Source organism: Streptomyces sp. NPDC096311, assembly GCF_044763085.1.
In the GTDB taxonomy this organism is placed as follows: Bacteria; Actinomycetota; Actinomycetes; order Streptomycetales; family Streptomycetaceae; genus Streptomyces.
Genome location: NZ_JBIWFN010000001.1, coordinates 339860 through 357783, shown reverse-complemented (window position 1 = coordinate 357783; position 17924 = coordinate 339860). Strand labels below are relative to the sequence as shown.

The following is a 17924-nucleotide window of genomic DNA, read 5'->3' as shown; positions in this document are numbered from 1 at the left end:
CCCCATCCCCGAAAGGCAACTCCCCCATGGAACGGGCCAGATCGTTCCCGAGTCGGCGGCGCCTGCTCAAGGGCGGCGCCGCCCTCGCCGCCCTCCCCTACGCGTTACTTCCCGGCGCACAGGCAACAGCGGAGACGGCGGTCGTCGACTATCCGCTCGCCGAATGGGCAGCGGCAAGCACCTCCAACTACACGGCGTCCACCCGGCCGACGGCCTATCCGCTCGACTACGTGGTCATTCACGTCACGCAGGAGACCTTTCCAACGACCGTGGCCATCTTCCAGAACTCCCAGAAGAAGGTGTCCGCGCACTACCTCGTGCGATCAGCCGACGGGCATGTCGCCCAGTGTGTCAGGGAGCGCGACATCGCCTGGCACGCGGGGAACTGGGACTACAACACCCGCAGCATCGGCATCGAACACGAGGGCTGGGTGGACCGGCCCGCCTCTTTCACCAACGCGCTCTACGAGGAGTCCGCCAAGCTCACGGCCGCGATCTGCGCGAAGCACGGCATCCCCAAGGACCGGGCTCACATCATCGGCCACTACGAGGTACCAGGCACCGACCACACGGATCCGGGGCCGAACTGGGACTGGACGCGGTACATGAAGCTCGTCAACTTCGCCTGACGGAGCGCCCGCCGCGGCTCCCCGACGACCCACGCCGATGTGAGCGCCACGTGAGGAGCTCCGTCACGATGCTTGTCCGCGCCCGCACCGGGAGTGACGATGGTCTCAGCCGCATCGCCTACCGGGAGGCCGAGTTGACCGAACCGTGGGTGGCCCTCGAACCAGGAGCCGATCCCGTCGAGCGGGTGCGGGTACTGCGCCGCGCGCACGAGGCGTTCACCGAGGCGGGCACGGTGCCGCGACCGGTGCGCTCCGTGGTGGCCGATTCATGGCGGCGATCGGCACGGGCCGGTGTCGCACCGGACGGCACGGCACGGGTGGAGCTCACGGACGGCGACCTGGGCTCCTACCGGGCGGAGCATCCGCTGGCCCGGGTGATGCCGCTCTTCCGGGAGCTCATGGGGACGTTCGCGGCGGACGGCCAGCACCTTCTCGCGGTGTGCGACGCGCAAGGCCGGCTGTTGTGGGTCGAGGGACATCCGGCGACGCGGCGGCAGGCTGGGCGGATGAACTTCGTACCGGGCGCGCGGTGGTCGGAGACCTCGGTCGGCACCAACGCGCCGGGAACGGCGGTCGCCGTGGACCGACCGGTGCAGGTGTTCGCGGCCGAGCACTTCATCCGCCGGGTCCAGCCCTGGACGTGCGCGGCGGCGCCGGTGCACGATCCGCGCACGGGGCGGGTGCTCGGCGCGGTGGACATCACAGGCGGGGACGGGCTCGCGCATCCGCACAGTCTCGGTTTCGTGCAGGCGGTGGCGCGGGCCGCCGAGTCCCAGTTGGCGCTGCTCGTACCGGCGGAAGCAGCGGCCGACACGGTCGAGCTGACCGCGCTGGGCCGCGACGAGGCTCAACTGGTCGCGGGCGGGCGGAAGGTCAGGCTAAGCCGCAGGCACAGCGAGATCCTGGTGCTGCTGGCAAGACACCCGGAGGGACTCTCGGGCGACGAGTTGCTGTGCGCGCTGTACGAGGAGGAGTCGGTGACGCCGGTGACCCTGCGCGCCGAGCTGACCCGACTGCGCCGGCTGCTCGGCCCCGGCCTGCTGGGCTCGCGGCCCTACCGGCTCACGGGGCCGGTCGAGTCCGACGTGGCGGTCGTCGAACGGCGGCTCGCTGCCGGTGCGGTCACGGCGGCCGCGGCGGCGTACGCCGGTCCGCTGCTGCCGGGTTCGGGGGCCCCGGCCGTGGTGCGGTTGCGGCGCCGCCTCGCCGACGGGCTGCGTACGGCGCTCATCGCGCGTCGCGACCCCGACCTGTTGGCGGACTGGGCGCGCGCGCCGTGGGGCGAGGACGACCTCGACGTGTGGCGGGCGCTGGCCGCCGTACGCCCGACGGCGGCGGTGCGGGCCCGACTGGAGGCGCTGGAGCGCGAACAGGCCGCGCCGCCGGGCCGACCGTATCCCGCGGCGCTCGCGGCGCGGCGTCGGTCGGTTGCCGGGCAGGGCCGGCCTGCCGCGTCCGCAACGTCGTTGCAACGTCCGCGCTCCTAGCCTCGCGGCGAGAGCTGTCCAACGGCGGGCAGCGCTTCTCCGGGAGGCAGACCAGCATGACCCGTTACGCGGCGCCCGGCACCGAGGGCGCGATCGTCTCCTACCAGGCGCGTTACGACCACCTCATCGGCGGCGAGTACGTGCCGCCGGCTCGTGGGCAGTACTTCGAGAACCCGAGTCCGGTGAACGGACAGCCGTTCACGGAGGTCGCGCGGGGCACCGCCGAGGACGTGGAGCGCGCGCTGGACGCGGCGCACGCGGCCGCGCCCGGCTGGGGCCGCACCTCCGTCACCGCGCGAGGCGACATACTGCTGAAGATCGCCGACCGGATGGAGGCGAACCTGGAGAAGCTGGCGGTCGCCGAGAGCTGGGAGAACGGCAAGCCGGTACGCGAGACCCTGGCCGCCGACATCCCGCTGGCCATCGACCACTTCCGCTATTTCGCGGGGGCGATCCGTGCCCAGGAGGGTTCGCTCGGCGAGGTCGACGACGACACCGTCGCGTACCACTTCCACGAGCCGCTCGGGGTCGTCGCGCAGATCATCCCCTGGAACTTCCCGATCCTGATGGCGGTCTGGAAGCTCGCCCCGGCGCTGGCGGCGGGCAACGCGGTCGTCATCAAGCCCGCCGAGCAGACCCCGGCGTCCCTTCACTACTGGATGAGCCTGATCGCGGACCTGCTGCCGCCGGGCGTCGTCAACATCGTCAACGGCTTCGGCGTGGAGGCGGGCAAGCCGCTCGCGTCCAGCCCGCGGGTGGCGAAGGTGGCGTTCACGGGTGAGACCACGACCGGGCGGCTGATCATGCAGTACGCCTCGGAGAACATCAAGCCGGTCACGCTGGAGCTCGGCGGCAAGTCCCCGAACATCTTCTTCGACGACGTCTGGGCGCAGAACGACGACTTCCGGGACAAGGCGCTCGAGGGCTTCACGATGTTCGCCCTCAACCAGGGCGAGGTCTGCACCTGCCCGTCACGGGCACTCGTCCAGCGCGGTCACTACGGCGAGTTCATGGAGGCGGCGGTCGCCCGCACCGAGCTGATCAAGCCGGGCCACCCGCTCGACACCGACACGATGATCGGCGCACAGGCCTCCAACGACCAGTTGGAGAAGATCCTCTCCTACCTGGACATCGGTCGGCAGGAAGGCGCCAGGATCCTCACCGGTGGCGAACGTGTCGAGCACGACGGTGAGTTGAAGGGCGGCTACTACGTCCAGCCGACGATCTTCGAGGGTGACAACCGGATGCGGATCTTCCAGGAGGAGATCTTCGGCCCGGTCGTCTCGGTCACGTCGTTCGACGACTTCGACGACGCCATCAAGACCGCCAACGACACGCTGTACGGCCTCGGGGCCGGCGTTTGGACGCGCGACATCAACATCGCCTACCGCGCGGGCCGTGCGATCCAGGCGGGCCGGGTGTGGACGAACTGCTACCACGCCTACCCCGCGCACGCGGCGTTCGGCGGCTACAAGCAGTCCGGCATCGGCCGCGAGACGCACAAGATGATGCTGGAGCACTACCAGCAGACCAAGAACCTGCTGGTGTCGTACTCACCGAAGAAGCTGGGCTTCTTCTAGAGGCACAAGAAATGGCGCCTGAGCTGGGCTTCCCCCTCAGGCGCCATTCGCGCGGCTCACTCAGCGCTAGGTCCGGTCTGCACGATAACTCCCAGCTCCTTCGACGCCTGTCCCGCCCCCGACCAGCTCTTCCGGTCTATTTCCGGTCCAAATCCTGGCTCACCCCGCAGGAGCTACGCCTTGACCGACGCGGTCCCACTCCTGCATGGACTGCTCGATGAGGGGATTGGCCACGCCCAGCACTCTGCACATCAGGGCGACACTGTGACCACCGGGGTTCGTCCCGGTAGCCTTCTGCGCGTCGATGAACGCGTGGCGCACGGCTACTTCGTCGACTCCCTCGCGAAGAAGGCCGCGGCTTTTTTCAGGGCCTCGATCGTCTGCTGCTGTTCCCGGTTCTCCCGCCGCAGACGACGCAGTTCTTCCTTCTCATCGCTGGTCAGAGCACCCGCGGCCCCCTGGCCCCGATCCGCCCTGTGCTGGTTCACCCGGTTCCGCAGGCACTCCGGGCTCACCCCGATCTCCCGGCCAGCCTCCGTCACCGTCTTCCCCGACGAACGGACCAGCACGACCGCGTCCCGCTTGCTCGTGTTGCTCTTCTTGCCCACTACCTGGAACTGCTTCCTCCGGGACCAACCGCCCCAGAATCAGGCCGTCCAGCCCCACGGGGGAACTTCAGCTCGGCGGAGTGGGAGCGTCGATGGGCTGCGACTCGTTCGCGGGTGGCGCATCGGCGGGAGCAGTAGCGGCGTTCGGGACCGCTGCCCTGGGTGATGAAGGCGTTCTGGCAGGTGGGTGATGCGCAGATCCTGCCGGGCGGACGTTGACGGTCCCAGACGAGGACAGTCAGGGCCATGCAGGACGAGGCGAGGAGCCACTCGTCCCAGAGGGCGTTGTCGTCGTGGTCGAGGTGGGGATGCCAGGGGCTGCTGCCGCCGTGCGAGGTCAGACGGAGGGGTTTGGTGTGTTCCTGCAGGAGACGGTTGAGGGTGGCTGCGGCGTCATCGGCGTGCTCGGCGGCGAAGACTTGCCGCAAGAGGGCGGCGGCTGCGCGCATCCCGGCAACATCGCGGGTGGTGAGGTCGATGGGGTCTGTCTCACCGTATGCGCGGAGCACGTCGGCGACTTCGGCCGGGTCGGGGCAGTCGTCAGCGAGAGCGTTGATCAGTGCGGCGGTCCGCCGAGCCGTGGTCAGCACAGAGTGCCGGGTGGACCAGTCGTCGCTGTTGGAGGACACGCGCGCAATGTAACGCATCTTGCCGAGTTTTGAGTTACCTCCGTAACGTCTTGGCGATGAAAAAGCGTTACTCGCTCCGCTTCTATCTGGCCGGGGCTGTGGCAGCTCGTGCCGGGGACGAGATGTCGGGACCGGCGCTGATGCTGGCGGGATTCGCCCTGGCCGGATCGACTACCGACGCGTCGTCGCTGCTCGCGGGTATCACGATCTCTGCCGCGGTAGGGGGGCCGGTGCTCGGGACGCTCCTCGACAGAACACGACGGCCGGGACGCCTGCTGGCCGCGGCTCTCGTCCTGTATGCGGCGGGGCTGGGGATGGTTCTCGTGGGACTGGGCCGGTTGCCGTTCGCTGTCATCATCCTGATCGCAGTGTTGACGGGGCTGTTGGGGCCGGCCCTGTCGGGCGGTTGGACGGCCCAGCTTCCGCGTGTGGTGCTGGGCGACCACCTGCCCCGGGCGAACACGCTCGATGCCATGACGTTCAGCGTGGCGAGTCTGGCCGGTCCGGCTCTCGCCGGCGGCGTGGCAGAGGCGCTGGGAGCCCCGACGGCCGTGGTGGTCTCCGTGGCGCTCATCGCCTTGGCACTGCCCGCCGCGTGGATGCTGCCCGCCCGCCCCGGTCGCGCGCGGGACGCTCGGACAACCTCACTGATCAGCGACCTCGCTGCCGGAATGCGGGTCATCGTCGGACGGCCGTCTTTGGCCCGAGCGACCCTCACCTCGGTCGTCTCCTGTGTCGCCCAGGGCATACTGACGGCGTGCATCCCACTCCTGGGCGAGCGCGTCCTGGGCGGAGCCGGCCGCGGCGCGGTGCTGCTCTCCTGCGCGGCGATCTCCGCCCTTGTGGCCAACGCCGTGCTCGCCCGGTTTCCGCGTTCAGTCGCCCCCGACACGATCATCTGGGCCAGTGCTCTCGTCCAGGCTGCCGCGCTGGCCTTGGCCACGTGGCGTCAGCCAGTCGTGCTCATCGTGGCCGTACTCATCGCGGGGATCGGTGAAGGACCCCAACTGTCCGCCCTGTTCACCATCCGCCACCGGGAGGCCCCAGAACACCTCCGCGCCCAGATCTTCACCACCGGCGCCAGCTTGAAAATCACCGGATTCGCCCTGGGGGCAGCGGTTGCCGGACCGGTCATGACCCGGTCCCTTCCAGGTACTTTGGCACTCGCAGCGAGTGCGGCGGTTCTCTCAGCACTGGCCTTCTTCACGATCCCGTCAGCAGCCGTCAACTCGTCCGCGGACCGCGCGATGTCGAGTTGATCAGGACCGCACTTTGTCCCCGGACAGCCAGCCCTAAACGATCACTCAACCTTCGGTGAGAAAACCTACCGGTCATCACCCTGAAGTTCCCCCGTGGGGCTGGACGGCCTGATTCTGGGGCGGTTGGTCCCGGAGGAAGCAGTTCCAGGTAGTGGGCAAGAAGAGCAACACGAGCAAGCGGTACACGGCCGAGTGCAAGCGGGACGCGGTCGCGCTGGTCCGTTCGTCGGGGAAGACGGTGACGGAGGCTGCCCGGGAGATCGGGGTGAGCCCGGAGGGCCTGCGGAACCGGGTGAACCAGCACAGGGCGGATCGGGGCCAGGGGGCCGCGGGTGCTCTGACCAGCGATGAGAAGGAAGAACTGCGTCGTCTGCGGCGGGAGAACCGGGAACAGCAGCAGACGATCGAGGTCCTGAAAAAAGCCGCGGCCTTCCTCGCGAGGGAGTCGACGAAGTAGCCGTGCGCCACGCGTTCATCGACGCGCAGAAGGCTACCGGGACGAACCCCGGTGGTCACAGTGTCGCCCTGATGTGCAGAGTGCTGGGCGTGGCCCGCTCGGGCTGTTACGCCTGCCTCGCCGCCCGTCCGGCGGCCGAGGAACGGGCCCGCCAGGAGGACGAGCTGGTCGCCGGGATCCGGCACATCCATGACGTGTCACGGCGGGCCTACCGAGCCCCGAGGAACAGCCGCGCTGCGAAGGAACGGGCACCAGGCCAACCACAAGCGGGTCGAGCGGATGATGCGTGAGCACGACATCCGCGGGATCACCCGCCGCCGACATCGCGGCCTGCCCCGGCCGGACCGGAAAGCGGCCCCGTCACCGGATCTGGTCGGACGGGACTTCACCGCCACCGAGCCCGGCACGAAACTCGTCTCCGACACCACCTACCTGCCCACGCCGGCCGGCTGCTGGTACCTCGCCACGGTGATAGACCTGGCCACCCGCGAGGTCGTCGGCTATGCGATGGCCGACCATCATCGGGCCGGGCTCGTCATCGACGCGCTGAGGATGGCCGCCGCCCGAGGCGGGCCGAAGGAGGGCCGCATGGCGCACTCGGATCACGGTCCGGAATACACCTCACGCGAATACCCCACTCTCATACGGGAGTCGGGTCTTCGGCAGAGCATGAGAAGAACGGGCTCATGTCACGACAACGCCGCAACTGACAGCTTTTTCGGGCCGTTGAAAGCCGAGACCGGGACCACGATCTGGGCATCCCACGAGGCGGCTCGCGCCGACGTCTCCCGCTTCACCGAGGTCGAGTACCACCGCACCCGCCCGCGGAAGCATCCCGTCTACGGATACGTCACCCCGGTCGAAACCAGGACCCTGACAGCACAAGACCTCACCCCCGCAGCCTAACCATCTGCTGTCCACGACTACGGGGGAACTTCAAACACCAGATCGCGCGGTACCCGAGTAAGTAACGGCCCGCTCGGGGGGGCAGGCCGCCTGCGACCAGGCCGTCGACGATATGTGATCCGCCACCAAGCCTTGCCGTTCTTGAGGTTCGAGACGTGCGTCTGCGAGATGCCGAACTCTTCGGCGATCACCTTCTGGTTCTCGCCAGCGCGAGCCCGTCGGATGATCTCGCGCACCTGGTGCCCTCGACCGAGTTGCTTGCTCACAGAGAGGAAGATAGCGTTACGGACAGTAATAAGCCTGTTGCGTTGCATGAGCGGTAGGTGCCCGGCGACTCCAAGCTTGATTCAGTTCACCTGCGGTGCAGTAACTCGGTGTGTACAGAATTCCCGTTCGCGCCCGTGAGTATGGACCTCATCGAGGAAGCGCTCACCCCCTCCGCATACTCCGCGACTCCGGACTCAGAAATAGTTCAAGGAGATCCGCCATGCCCGAATTTCTCCGTTCGTACTCCCGTCGAAAATTCATCTCCACTTCGGCCGCCGCTGTGACCGTGGCGGCGACAGGGGCTCTCGGTCTGCGATCCTGGGAATATTCGGGTAAGCCGGTCTCAGCAAGTGAGAGGAAGAGCATCCGCCCCTTCCACGTGAACATTCCGGAGACGGATCTGGCTGATCTGCGTCGACGCATCAAGGCCACTCGGTGGCCTGACCGGGAAACCGTCCGCGATCAGTCCCAGGGCGTCCAGCTGGCCACGATGAAGGAACTCGCCCATTACTGGTCAACGGCGTACAGCTGGCGGAATATCGAGGCGAAACTCAACTCCCTGCCGCAATACATAACGGAGATCGACGGACTGGACATACACTTCATCCACGTTCACTCGCGCCACGCGAACGCCTTGCCGATCATCTTGACCCACGGTTGGCCTGGCTCCATTCTGGAGTTTTTGAAGGTCATCGGGCCGCTCAGCGACCCCACAGCCCACGGAGGGCGCGCCGAGGACGCCTTTCACCTCGTCATACCGTCGATGCCCGGTTACGGCTTCTCGGAGCGGCCGACGACTACGGGGTGGAATCCCGACCGCATTGCGCGCGCCTGGGCCGTGCTGATGGAACGTCTGGGATACAAGCATTACGTTTCCCAGGGCGGTGACTGGGGTGCCGTGATTTCAGACAAGATGGCCGTGCAGAAGCCCGCAGGGCTGCTCGGGATCCACGTCAATTTCCCGGCCACCGTCCCGCCCGACATCGCGCAGAAACTCGCCTGCGGTTACCCGGTTCCAGCCGATCTCGGCCCCGGCGAGAAGGCTGCCTACAACAAGCTGGCCACCTTCTACAAGACTGGATCCGGCTACTCGGCCATGATGGTCACCCGTCCACAGACCGAGGGATACGGACTGACAGACTCGCCCGTCGGACTGGCCTCCTGGATGTACGACAAGTTCGCGGCATGGACGTACAGCGGCGGCCACCCCGAGCGCGTACTCACCAAGGACGAGATGCTCAACGACATCACCCTCTACTGGGTGACGAACACCGCCGTCTCCTCGTCGCGTCTTTACTGGGAGAACAACGCCAACAACTTCAACGCCGTGTCGGTGTCCATCCCGGCCGCCATCACGGTGTTCCCCGGCGAGATCTACCAGGCCCCTCGAAGCTGGGCGTCACGCGCCTACCACGACCTCTTCTACTACCACAAGGTCGACAACGGCGGCCACTTCGCGGCCTGGGAAGTTCCGGGCATCTTCACGAACGAACTCCGGGCGGCGTTCACGTCACTGCGTATCTCTCAGAGCAAGGCCAGAAAGTAAGCCGGGTATGGCTCTTACACCTGCGCCCTGTCCTCATTATCGCAGGTCAGAGGCTGTTTCACAGGGATTTGCCATGAGGTGTACCGACAGCCCCGGCCCGGTCGGCTCGGCGACACCCGCGCCTCGGCGGGGGGGGCGGCTGCGCCACACCCGCACGACCACGCACCAGGCGGTGACCTCCTCCGCCCGTCCTCGCCGGTCTCCAGTACGGCCGCCACGGGGACGCCAGGGGCCGCCGGCCGTCCACGTCCTGGCGGCGAACGTTCAAGGCCGCGACGGCGCCAGGCATCCGTTGCTGTGGCTCGCCTCGATCACCCAGGTGTCCGGAAGGTCCGGGCCGACCAGGGCTTCGCCGGCCGTCTGGTCGACTGGATGGCCCAGGCTCTCGGCCGTGAACTGGAGATCGTCCGCAAGGACCCCGACCAACGGGGCTTCCAGGCTCGGTCGAAACGGTGGGCGGTGGAACGCACCTTCTCGTGGCTCACCGCCCACCGGCGCCTGGCCAGGGGCTACGAGGCCAGCCCGGCCCGATCAAAGACCATGATCCAGTGGGCGATGATCGGCCTCAGGGTCCGCCGACTCACCCGGATGGGGCCGGCTTCCCGGCCGGGGTCGCGCCCGTTGACCCGAAGTTCGGCGTGATCGCGAGGCACGGACAGCACCCACCTCAGTCCGGCTCGTCCTCGTCTTCAAGGAGCAACGTCAGCATCGCTTCGAGGCCCTCGTCAGCGATCTCCGGGACGGTCCCAGTCGTTGCGCCGTGCGTGCTCAATGAACCTGGGGTCGAGCGCGACGTGGTAGTTCCGTACGTAGTGGGCCAGGTCGGAGTACCACAGCCACTGCCCATCGGTGAGCAGGTGAAGCCCACCGATGACCGCGCCAGTCCCACTCAGCACGTCGGGCACCATCGACGGCGTGGCGATCAAAGCCGCGCCCCCGCGGAGGTACCGAACCAGATCACCTTCATGTTCCGGCGCGGCGGCCTGCACAGCGGCCCGGATCGACGGCCCGTCCGGCCTGCCGTACTCCAGTTCCTTGAAGCCGCCGACGAAGGGGAACCTGTCGAAGATCACGTGGCTGAGCCTAGAACACACTCCGAGAGGCCACGGACCCAGATCTCAAACGCGGTCTGCTGCGCATGAGCAGCTGATTCACAGCCCCGAGAGCTGGTGGTGCCGCTGAATTCCCGCTGACTATGGCGTCGTTCCTGGCGGACGCAGCGATGTCACTGGGCAGTGCGCAGTGGGCCTCGTCACTAGTGTGGGAAGCGGCGGGGTGGGCGAGTGACTATGGATTCGCGGAACTCGGCGATTCGCGAATGGACTTGGCGCATCAGGTGGGTGTCCTCGATGCGATCCAGGTAGAGGCAGCGGGCTGCCAGGCCCGGCAGGTCGAAGGCGAAGTACAGGGACATCAGCGGGTTCACGAACAACTCGCTGCCCCGGGTGCGATCAGTGAACCGGACGTCGCCGAACGAGCCGCGCACGGCTGCCGCGATTGAACCGTTCACGATGCTGGGGTGCTCCGGGGTGTGGTGCTGAGCATGTGTCACCGCGTCAAGGTAGAGAGCGCCCTCACGAGTCGCGCGCGGTATCGAGAACGCGCCGAGGTACGCGCCGTCGCGCTCCAGCGTGGCGATATTCTCCAATACCTGCACATGGTTTACGCCGTGGTACGCGTCCACACCGAAGCCGACTGAGACGACGAGGCGGGTCGGTATACCGTCCAGCGCGGCCAGCGCCGCCACACTGGCCAGGTCTTCTTCCGGAGTGCCGAGCCCCGCTTCGTCACCGCGCAACAGAATGTCCGTACCGCCGTCAACCAGCACCACAGCGTCGACGCAGTGCAGCTCGATCAGTGCTTGGTAGGCGGCGCGCAGCGGACGAACCCCGGTCTGGGGGAAGGCGTACACGGTGAACGGGTAGCCGTGCTGGCGCAGCCACTGAGCAAGGGTCCGCTCGGGGAAATAGCTCTGGTGCACAGCGGAGTCGGGGGTGATCGCGACCAGGTCGGGGGCGACCCAGTCGTCTATCGGAAGACCCTCGAGTGCGCTGAAGGAGAGGTTCGCGAGGTACACCTGCTTGCCCTGGTGCAGGAGGGAAAGAGCCAACGGCAGGCCGGAGTAGATGTCGAATCCACCACCCGCGCCCGCGACGAGGATCCGTTCGGCATCGGCAAGCCGAGTGAAGAGTGGGTTGGAGTGGAGAGACGTCATGCCGATCATTGTCCCGGGACCCGGCACCGGGCGCTCCCAAGTTCTCGCCCGACGACGGAGCCGCGGAGCAACAGGAGTGAAGGACTCCGAGGCTCGACCGTCAGAGTCGACCTGCTGCGGTGACGGGCCCTGGCTGGCACCCGCTCATGAGACACCTGAAACAGCTCACATAAACGGCGAGCTGGTCGTATGGGATGCCGCGGGCCGCCTCGCGTTCGAGTGGTTGCAGAACCGGCTTGCCCGGCGCGGTGCCGGGGCTGCCCGGGCCGCGAAGGAGCGGCCGACCCACTTCGTCGCAATCGATCTGCCGCGGCTGTCCGGGACGGACACGACCGGGTGGCCATACCGGCGGCGCCGAGCCGCGCTGGAGTCCGTGTTCGCCCCCCGCCAGCTGTCGGCGCCGTGGGCGCTGTGCCCGTCGACCACCGAGGCTGACGTCGTGCGCGAGTGGCTGCCGTGGGCGTCGGTCGGGAGGGAGGGGGTGGTCTTCAAGAGGTTGAACGACGCCTACCGCCCGTCGTCAAGCCGGGTTTCGCAACCTAGAGCTGGTCGAAGGCAACAAGTACGCTGCGGAGACCCTCGCCCGGAACTCCCCGACTGCCGGGTCGTCCAGAGCCACATAGCGGAGTACCTCCCCGTCGGGGACTACGAACCTCTGGAGCTCGACCTTCTCCACGCCCGTGCGGAGACACCCCATCGCGAGGGTGAACGCGACGACGTACCCGCCCTTCTGAGCCTCGTTGACGCTCTGCGTCCCAAGGCGTTTCTGCTGGAGATGCCCCTCGGCCTGCTCGGCACGGAGTTCGATGACTACCGCGCGTTCGTGCGGGAGTGTCTGGAGCGCGCTGGATATGTGCTGTGCACGTGGACGGTTCATGATGCACTCCAGTTCGGAGGGGCCAGTCCCTGGAGCAGTGCCGTCATGGCGGCCCTGTTTTCCGAGACAGCACCGTTCTTCACACCTCCCAGTCCTGCCTTCGAGGTTCAGGAGCCGGACACCTTCGCACTGCTCGACTCGAGCATGCGAGAGCGCTTCTCCTCCGCCGCCGCTCGTCCGGACGCACGGAATGCTTATCAAGCCTGGGCGGCCAGGGCGCGGGGCAATCCCGTGCCCATGCTGGTGGACATCCCGGAGGATGCCGATGAAGACCGCTACCGCAATGACATCTGCGCCTGGCGCGCCTGCGGCATCGACATCCGACGCGTTGTGTCCGATCCTCAGACTGGCCTTCGGGGGCCGAATGGCCCCTGTCTCGCGCTGGACCAAGCCGCGCTCGTCCGCGGTTTCCCCACGGACTGGATCTTCCAGGGCCCTCGAGGAGAAGTAGTCCGGCAGATCGCCACCGCGTCGTCCCCGCAGGTGGCACGGGCGTTGGGTGACACCATCGCCGCAGCGCTACGGCTGGGTGAAGCCGGCGCACCGGTCCGGCAGGCAGCTGATCAGGAGGCGCAGGGGTGGTCGAGAGCCAAGATCGACGCCCTCCATCACGCCGACTTCGAACGGTTCGTCGCCGAACTCCTGCACCGGGACGGCTTTCGGGTGGAGCAGGCCGGGGGAGGCAGCGGTGATGGCGGCGTAGACGTCCTCGCGTATGACTCCCTGGGCTATCCGATCGTCGTGCAGTGCAAGCACTTCCAGCACGGGGTCAAGAGAAGCGTCCCCGCGAACGTGGCGCGGGAGTTGTTCGGGGCCGCCGCAATCATGCGTCCCCATCCGCGGCCGTTCCTGGTCACCAACGGCCGCTTCACCACCGATTGCCGCGTCTGGTCCACCTCGGAAGACCGCGTCCGGCTGATCGACGGCCCGACCTTGCAGCGGTGGGCAGTGAGCGGAACGCACCTGAGTGACGTCGTCGCGCGGCGATGACAATCCCACCCCCTCACGTAATCAACCACGCGGTCGCTTCAGTGCGGCTGTGAACCACGTCCGGTACACCGGATGGCGCTTCGCGCGAAGAGCCGGACGCCTCATCAGCCGCCAGGGCGCCGATGGTCTGGGCCATGAACTGCGAGGCGGGGCTGGGGTGCCAGGAGAGAATCTCACTGGCGGGCCCGAGGAACTCCGCGCAGTCGGCAGGCGGTGCCCATCAGCGCCGCGACCGAGGACACCCAGCACGAGTCTGCGGGCCAGGAGAGCCGGAGTCGGCGGACCTTTCGTGGCCGGCACAGGGGCCGCGGCTCACGTTGCACGACGCCGTCGTGACACGGCCCGCCGGGGACGCCGCACCATACGGCCGGGACTGCCCCAAGGCCTGTGACGCAGAGCTGCTGGAGCAGCCGACTCAGCGGACCGGCGGAGCTTAGTACTGCGAGCAGGGAGCAGAGAGCGCGCGCGGAGGGCACCGTCAAAGGGGCGGGTCGTGCGCGTCCTTCACCAGACGCTGGTGTAACACGCCGCCTGGCGCTGCCTGGTGTGGCTCGCTTCGGATGAGACGCGGCCGCAGTACGGGCGCTCGACGGGCCCACCGCTGACCCGACCAGCTCGGCATCCTCCACCTCGCCCACCACAAACCTGCCGAACTTCCCGGTGGCCAGTCGCAGCGCGTCACCCTCGTCCGGTTGATCACCGCGCTGCCGCCGCGGCGCTACGTCACGGTCTGGCGAGCATGGATCGCACCGTGTGAGCTCGTCACCTGTCCGGCATCCGGCCGATGGCGGTCGCAGAGCCCTCTTGCCATCCCGCGTGCCGGTCAAGATTCTGCACGGATCGACAGGGATCGACCGGCGTCGGGCTGAATTGCACGCTCGATGGCCGCTGCACCCGTTGCCGAAGGTTCTGGCGACCAGGTTTCCGTACGTGTGGCCGATGATCCGAATATGACATATGGGGCATGTGTGAGAAAATGGTACGCGTGCCATTGAGTGCTGGCGGGAACTTCTTTGCTGAACCCTCGACTGGGAGGGTTCAGACAGGCGAGAGGAGTGCATCATGATCGCCAAGCTGCTCGGCAGACTGTCCTTCACCCGCCACTACGGTGCGTACGGGGCCCATGAATGGGATGCGTACGCCGGCGACGACTCGGTCTGACCGCACTGTCGGCGGGCGCCTTTGCGTGCCCGCCGGCTGCCAGCCACGCTGCCGACGATATCGACCTGGACAGGGACGAGAGTCAGGCACGATCTCATGGGCCGAATGAATGAGCCGCCGCGGTTGCCTGATGGCAGCTTCGCGGCCTGGAGCCGCGACCGGCTTGCCCTGGCTCGCCGTGGCGCTGACGAGTGCGGGGACGTCTGGCAGCTGGAGCCGGGTGTCTACGTAGCCGCTACGGCCGAGCCGTGTGAAGCAGTCCTGCGCCGCGCGCAGGACTTCCCCAAGGCATCCTCACCTCTCTTCCCGCCGCTGAAGCGGTCGGGCGGAGCACCGACGTCTGAGGAGCGTGCGCGCGCTCACGCCGCCCGCATGCGCGGACTGCGCGCGCAGGCGGTTGCAGCCCGGATCGGTGAGATCGCGCCCAGTGCCGCTCGATTTGCTGACCAGTGGCCCACGGGCCAGGACGTCGAGATTCTGCCCCCGGTCCGGCACGCCCTGGCAGAGATCGGCGTGCGCTACCTCTTCTCCGAAGACGCTCCCACCCTGCTGCCCTTTGCCTCACAGCTCTTCCTGGCCCGGGAGGTGCTCGTACGTCCCTCTCGCTGGGTATGGCCGCGCTGGATCCCCACACCGGCACGGCGGTTCCGCACACGGCAGCAAGTCGCCTTCGTCAACGCTTTGCGGCCCATCGTCCGCCGGCGCCGTTCATCGGGCCGGCTCGGTGACGACATGCTGGGACAGATGCTCCGGCCCTCCGCCCGCTACGGCCTGCTGCCGGAAGAGGCCATCATCGACACTCTCCCCGGGATCACCGTCGCCACCTTCGAGACACCTTCCCGGGCGGCCGGATGGATCCTGCTCCACCTGGCCCGATACCCCCAGGCAGCGGGACGCGTCGCGGCCGAAGCCGCCTTGCTGCCCGCGGACCCGGCCGCGACGACCAGCACCCACCTCGACCGCCTGCAATACACCCAGGCGCTGGTGCGCGAGGTGCTGCGACTGCACCCCCCGAGCTGGCTGCTGACCCGGCGCGCCACGCGAGAGACTCAGCTTGCCGGCTACACCATCGACGCCGGGTCCACCGTTCTCGTCTGCCCCTACACCGCCCACCGCGACGCACGGGAACACTCCGATCCGGACCGGTTCCAGCCCGAGCGCTGGCTCGATGATTCGGGCTCGCCGGCGAAACCCGGGGTCTTCCTCTCCTTCGGCACCGGGCCGCACGGCTGCGAGGGAGCCGCTCTGGCCATGGCGATGCTGACGCTCCTGACTGCACAGACCGCCCGCCGCTACCACTTGAGCGAGCCGCCCGGACCGGAACCCAGCTACCAGGTCACCACCTTGGAAGGTCTCGCAACGGTCGGCTTGCGCCTGCGCGCCACCTTGCGCACCTGAGGTCAGGCCTGCTTGCAGTGACAGGCCGCGTCCACCCGCCAACAGCGAACGCTGAACAAGTTCGAGTGCCGTTCCGCACACGCTTGGATGACCAGCTCATGGCCCCGGCTCATGGTTCGCTCATCGCGTGTAGCTGGTCGAACTCGTTGGCGAGCATGCCCATCATGACGAGTTCGTGGTACCGGCCGGCGAAGTAGACGTGTTCCCGCAAGCGCCCCTCCTCAGTGAAGCCGAGCTGACGGGTGAGTGCCAGCGATGCCTCGTTGTGGGCGAAGATCGCTCCTAGACATTTGTGATAGCGCCGCTCGGCAAACATGAAGCGCATCAGCAGCACTACGGCTTCTGATGCGTAGCCCTTGCGCCGGTGGTCAGCGCCGATCGTGACATCAAACTCGAACCAGCCTGAACGACGGCCGGTGCGATGTGAGCCGACGGCGCCAACCAGCTCTCCCCTGGCCGTCGTTTCGACCGCCAACCGGAAGCGGTCGTCATCGCACGGGGCAACGGCTTGCTCCTTCGCCCAGGCACGGTAGCTCTCGGCGGACCTCGGTAGATCCAGCCGGCTCCCTCGCCGCCCGTCATCGTCGGCAAAGCGCGCGAACGCTGTCCAGTCGTCGGGCTCGACAGCGCGTAGGCGTACCCGTTCACCAGTCCAGGACGATGCCATGCCGTATTCGATCACGCTCCAGTGCGCGCGAGGCCGAGAGGCACGCCGAGGCAGGTGAGGTTCGCGTGCGGTACGCCTGCATGATCTGCCCGCGCTTGCCGTGGCAGATGTCCCGGGCGAGCTTGTGTGGGAACTTCCGCACCGTGAGCTGTCGGTTCATCAGAAGCCGGGGGCGGAGCCGGTGAAGAACCACAAGGCGGCTGTGTACCACAGCAGTGCGATGGCGACGACCAGGGCGCCGCCGGCGGCCGGAAGCGCCCAACCGGGCAGTCGGCGGCTGTGCACCACCAGCACCTTGGCGACGAACGCGCCGTACAGGACGCAGCCCGTGATGGAGTGCACCGCCCCTCGGCTGCTCGTGAACTCAACTCCGTAGGCGGTGATGCAGTGGTAGGAGATGGGCAGCGAGAGCAGAAAGGCAAGGAGGCCGATGAGCCGGTGTGTGGGGTGCACCCGGTGCGGCGCGGCCCCCGCTCCCGGTAGGCGCCGGTACATCCACAGCCCTAGCAGCAGTTGGACGACCGCGAGTCCCATCAGAGCGCTGCCCAGGCGCGCCTTGAGTTCGTAGACGCCGCCGTGCTGCCCGAACAGGCCGCTGGTGTAGTCGGGTGTGTGCGTGCGGCCGAACACATATAGCCCGACCGCGACCGCGACCGGCAGCAAAGCAGCCAAGAAGCCCGCCACCGTTCGTGCGGGACGCCGCGTCCGCGCGCCCATGTGCCCGGTCATCAGTCCCCAATCGATCGGGGTCGACCTTGCTGCCGGATGCGTTGACGACGTACCACGGGGATGCCTGCCGCCGGCGCTCCAGAGGCGGGCCTGGCGCAGGCGGACGAGGTCGTCCGGCTGGGACAGCCGCTTGCGGCAGCAAGCTGCGTGGCGGAAGCCGTCGGCACTGTCGCCGCGGCCATTCCTTTCATGAGCGCTCCATGGTGTCGGACGGCGCATCCAGGCAGCCGCGGGAAACGAGGCCGGCGGACCTCTTCTCCCAGTTGGCCCCTGGTACTCGGGTCCTGTCCACTCCAACTGGTCCGCCTGGGCAGTCGCTGCTCCATTGATGAGGTCCGCGTTCACGGTGGCACGGCCGGGTGCGGGACCTGGGCCGCATGGCGATCAGCCCGGCGACCGACAGCCGCCCCGAGCACCACCCGCTCACCGTCACGACCGGGGTGCGCCCGCCTCGGCCCCAGGTCCGTCCTTCGGGCAGCCGTCGGGTGAAACCCGCAACGATCGGTCTCGGGGTCCGGG

At 67.8% G+C, this 17924-nt stretch carries 17 protein-coding genes and 1 pseudogene; 11 read left to right on the top strand and 7 right to left on the bottom strand.

What is annotated here, in order from left to right; genetic code table 11:
- Positions 1-26 precede the first annotated feature (26 nt).
- From ACIRA5_RS01640 to ACIRA5_RS01630, 3 genes are all read left to right on the top strand, one after another.
- Positions 27-629: an N-acetylmuramoyl-L-alanine amidase gene (locus ACIRA5_RS01640; protein WP_403686192.1), complete on the top strand. Its 603-nt coding sequence runs from the start codon at positions 27-29 to the stop codon at positions 627-629.
- 134 nt (positions 630-763) lie between these two features.
- Positions 764-2116: a GAF domain-containing protein gene (locus ACIRA5_RS01635; protein ID WP_403687192.1), complete on the top strand. Its 1353-nt coding sequence runs from the start codon at positions 764-766 to the stop codon at positions 2114-2116.
- 56 nt (positions 2117-2172) lie between these two features.
- Positions 2173-3696 (top strand): aldehyde dehydrogenase family protein, encoded by a 1524-nt coding sequence (locus ACIRA5_RS01630; RefSeq protein ID WP_403686191.1) that lies wholly within the window; start codon positions 2173-2175, stop codon positions 3694-3696.
- Between the two features lie 323 nt (positions 3697-4019).
- Here the strand turns inward: ACIRA5_RS01630 and ACIRA5_RS01625 are convergent, their stop codons facing one another.
- Both ACIRA5_RS01625 and ACIRA5_RS01620 read right to left on the bottom strand, forming a co-directional pair.
- Positions 4020-4304, bottom strand: a complete 285-nt coding sequence (locus ACIRA5_RS01625) for a transposase (protein ID WP_403686189.1) — start codon at positions 4302-4304, stop codon at positions 4020-4022.
- A complete protein-coding gene (locus tag ACIRA5_RS01620; protein WP_403686187.1) occupies positions 4304-4951 on the bottom strand; it encodes a CGNR zinc finger domain-containing protein in 648 nt (215 codons plus the stop codon). Before ACIRA5_RS01620 ends, ACIRA5_RS01625 begins: the two co-directional genes overlap by 1 nt.
- Positions 4952-4989: 38 nt before the next feature.
- Between ACIRA5_RS01620 and ACIRA5_RS01615 the strand changes: the two genes are divergently transcribed.
- The 5 genes from ACIRA5_RS01615 (at position 4990) to ACIRA5_RS01595 (ending at position 10010) form a co-directional block, all read left to right on the top strand.
- Entirely contained in the window at positions 4990-6192 is a 1203-nt protein-coding gene (locus ACIRA5_RS01615; RefSeq protein ID WP_403686185.1) for an MFS transporter, read from the top strand.
- A gap of 151 nt (positions 6193-6343) precedes the next feature.
- Positions 6344-6649 carry a transposase gene (locus ACIRA5_RS01610; protein WP_403686184.1) on the top strand — a complete coding sequence of 102 codons (306 nt, stop codon included), beginning with the start codon at positions 6344-6346 and terminating at the stop codon, positions 6647-6649.
- Between the two features lie 189 nt (positions 6650-6838).
- Positions 6839-7555: an IS3 family transposase gene (locus ACIRA5_RS01605; RefSeq protein ID WP_403686182.1), complete on the top strand. Its 717-nt coding sequence runs from the start codon at positions 6839-6841 to the stop codon at positions 7553-7555.
- A 487-nt stretch (positions 7556-8042) separates the two neighbouring features.
- A complete protein-coding gene (locus tag ACIRA5_RS01600) occupies positions 8043-9368 on the top strand; it encodes an epoxide hydrolase family protein (RefSeq protein ID WP_403686181.1) in 1326 nt (441 codons plus the stop codon).
- 78 nt (positions 9369-9446) lie between these two features.
- Positions 9447-10010 carry a transposase gene (locus ACIRA5_RS01595; RefSeq protein WP_403686179.1) on the top strand — a complete coding sequence of 188 codons (564 nt, stop codon included), beginning with the start codon at positions 9447-9449 and terminating at the stop codon, positions 10008-10010.
- An 83-nt stretch (positions 10011-10093) separates the two neighbouring features.
- Here ACIRA5_RS01595 and ACIRA5_RS01590 read toward each other — a convergent pair whose 3' ends face one another.
- Complete coding sequence (locus ACIRA5_RS01590) at positions 10094-10441, bottom strand: hypothetical protein (RefSeq protein WP_403686177.1); 348 nt, start codon at positions 10439-10441, stop codon at positions 10094-10096.
- Between the two features lie 182 nt (positions 10442-10623).
- On the bottom strand, positions 10624-11583 hold the full coding sequence (locus tag ACIRA5_RS01585; protein WP_403687190.1) for a DUF1152 domain-containing protein: 960 nt from the start codon (positions 11581-11583) through the stop codon (positions 10624-10626).
- On the opposite strand from ACIRA5_RS01585, the pseudogene ACIRA5_RS01580 reads away from it, so the two are divergent.
- A pseudogene (locus tag ACIRA5_RS01580) lies at positions 11495-12094 on the top strand (hypothetical protein); the annotation flags it as partial. The gene ACIRA5_RS01585 and the pseudogene ACIRA5_RS01580 sit on opposite strands and share 89 nt — an antisense overlap.
- 9 nt (positions 12095-12103) lie before the next feature.
- Here ACIRA5_RS01580 and ACIRA5_RS01575 read toward each other — a convergent pair.
- Entirely contained in the window at positions 12104-12460 is a 357-nt protein-coding gene (locus tag ACIRA5_RS01575) for a hypothetical protein (RefSeq protein WP_403687246.1), read from the bottom strand.
- A gap of 45 nt (positions 12461-12505) precedes the next feature.
- On the opposite strand from ACIRA5_RS01575, the gene ACIRA5_RS01570 reads away from it, so the two are divergent.
- Both ACIRA5_RS01570 and ACIRA5_RS01565 read left to right on the top strand, forming a co-directional pair.
- Positions 12506-13450 (top strand): restriction endonuclease, encoded by a 945-nt coding sequence (locus ACIRA5_RS01570; protein WP_403687187.1) that lies wholly within the window; start codon positions 12506-12508, stop codon positions 13448-13450.
- Positions 13451-14734: 1284 nt separating this feature from the next.
- On the top strand, positions 14735-16009 hold the full coding sequence (locus tag ACIRA5_RS01565; RefSeq protein WP_403686176.1) for a cytochrome P450: 1275 nt from the start codon (positions 14735-14737) through the stop codon (positions 16007-16009).
- A 109-nt stretch (positions 16010-16118) separates the two neighbouring features.
- Here the strand turns inward: ACIRA5_RS01565 and ACIRA5_RS01560 are convergent, their stop codons facing one another.
- Together ACIRA5_RS01560 and ACIRA5_RS01555 are read right to left on the bottom strand one after the other, a co-directional pair.
- On the bottom strand, positions 16119-16691 hold the full coding sequence (locus ACIRA5_RS01560; protein WP_403686174.1) for a GNAT family N-acetyltransferase: 573 nt from the start codon (positions 16689-16691) through the stop codon (positions 16119-16121).
- Positions 16692-16835: 144 nt separating this feature from the next.
- Entirely contained in the window at positions 16836-17405 is a 570-nt protein-coding gene (locus ACIRA5_RS01555) for a DUF6529 family protein (RefSeq protein ID WP_403686173.1), read from the bottom strand.
- Positions 17406-17924 lie beyond the last annotated feature (519 nt).

Excerpts from the sequence above, each read along its gene's own strand:
- ACIRA5_RS01640 (WP_403686192.1), top strand. The coding sequence starts at position 27 with ATGGAACGGGCCAGATCGTTCCCGAGTCGGCGGCGCCTGCTCAAGGGC.
- ACIRA5_RS01605 (WP_403686182.1), top strand. The coding sequence starts at position 6,839 with ATGACGTGTCACGGCGGGCCTACCGAGCCCCGAGGAACAGCCGCGCTG.
- ACIRA5_RS01600 (WP_403686181.1), top strand. The coding sequence starts at position 8,043 with ATGCCCGAATTTCTCCGTTCGTACTCCCGTCGAAAATTCATCTCCACT.
- ACIRA5_RS01575 (WP_403687246.1), bottom strand. The coding sequence starts at position 12,460 with ATGAACCGTCCACGTGCACAGCACATATCCAGCGCGCTCCAGACACTC.
- ACIRA5_RS01585 (WP_403687190.1), bottom strand. The coding sequence starts at position 11,583 with ATGACGTCTCTCCACTCCAACCCACTCTTCACTCGGCTTGCCGATGCC.
- ACIRA5_RS01615 (WP_403686185.1), top strand. The coding sequence starts at position 4,990 with ATGAAAAAGCGTTACTCGCTCCGCTTCTATCTGGCCGGGGCTGTGGCA.
- ACIRA5_RS01620 (WP_403686187.1), bottom strand. The coding sequence starts at position 4,951 with ATGCGTTACATTGCGCGCGTGTCCTCCAACAGCGACGACTGGTCCACC.
- ACIRA5_RS01630 (WP_403686191.1), top strand. The coding sequence starts at position 2,173 with ATGACCCGTTACGCGGCGCCCGGCACCGAGGGCGCGATCGTCTCCTAC.
- ACIRA5_RS01555 (WP_403686173.1), bottom strand. The coding sequence starts at position 17,405 with ATGACCGGGCACATGGGCGCGCGGACGCGGCGTCCCGCACGAACGGTG.
- ACIRA5_RS01570 (WP_403687187.1), top strand. The coding sequence starts at position 12,506 with ATGGCGGCCCTGTTTTCCGAGACAGCACCGTTCTTCACACCTCCCAGT.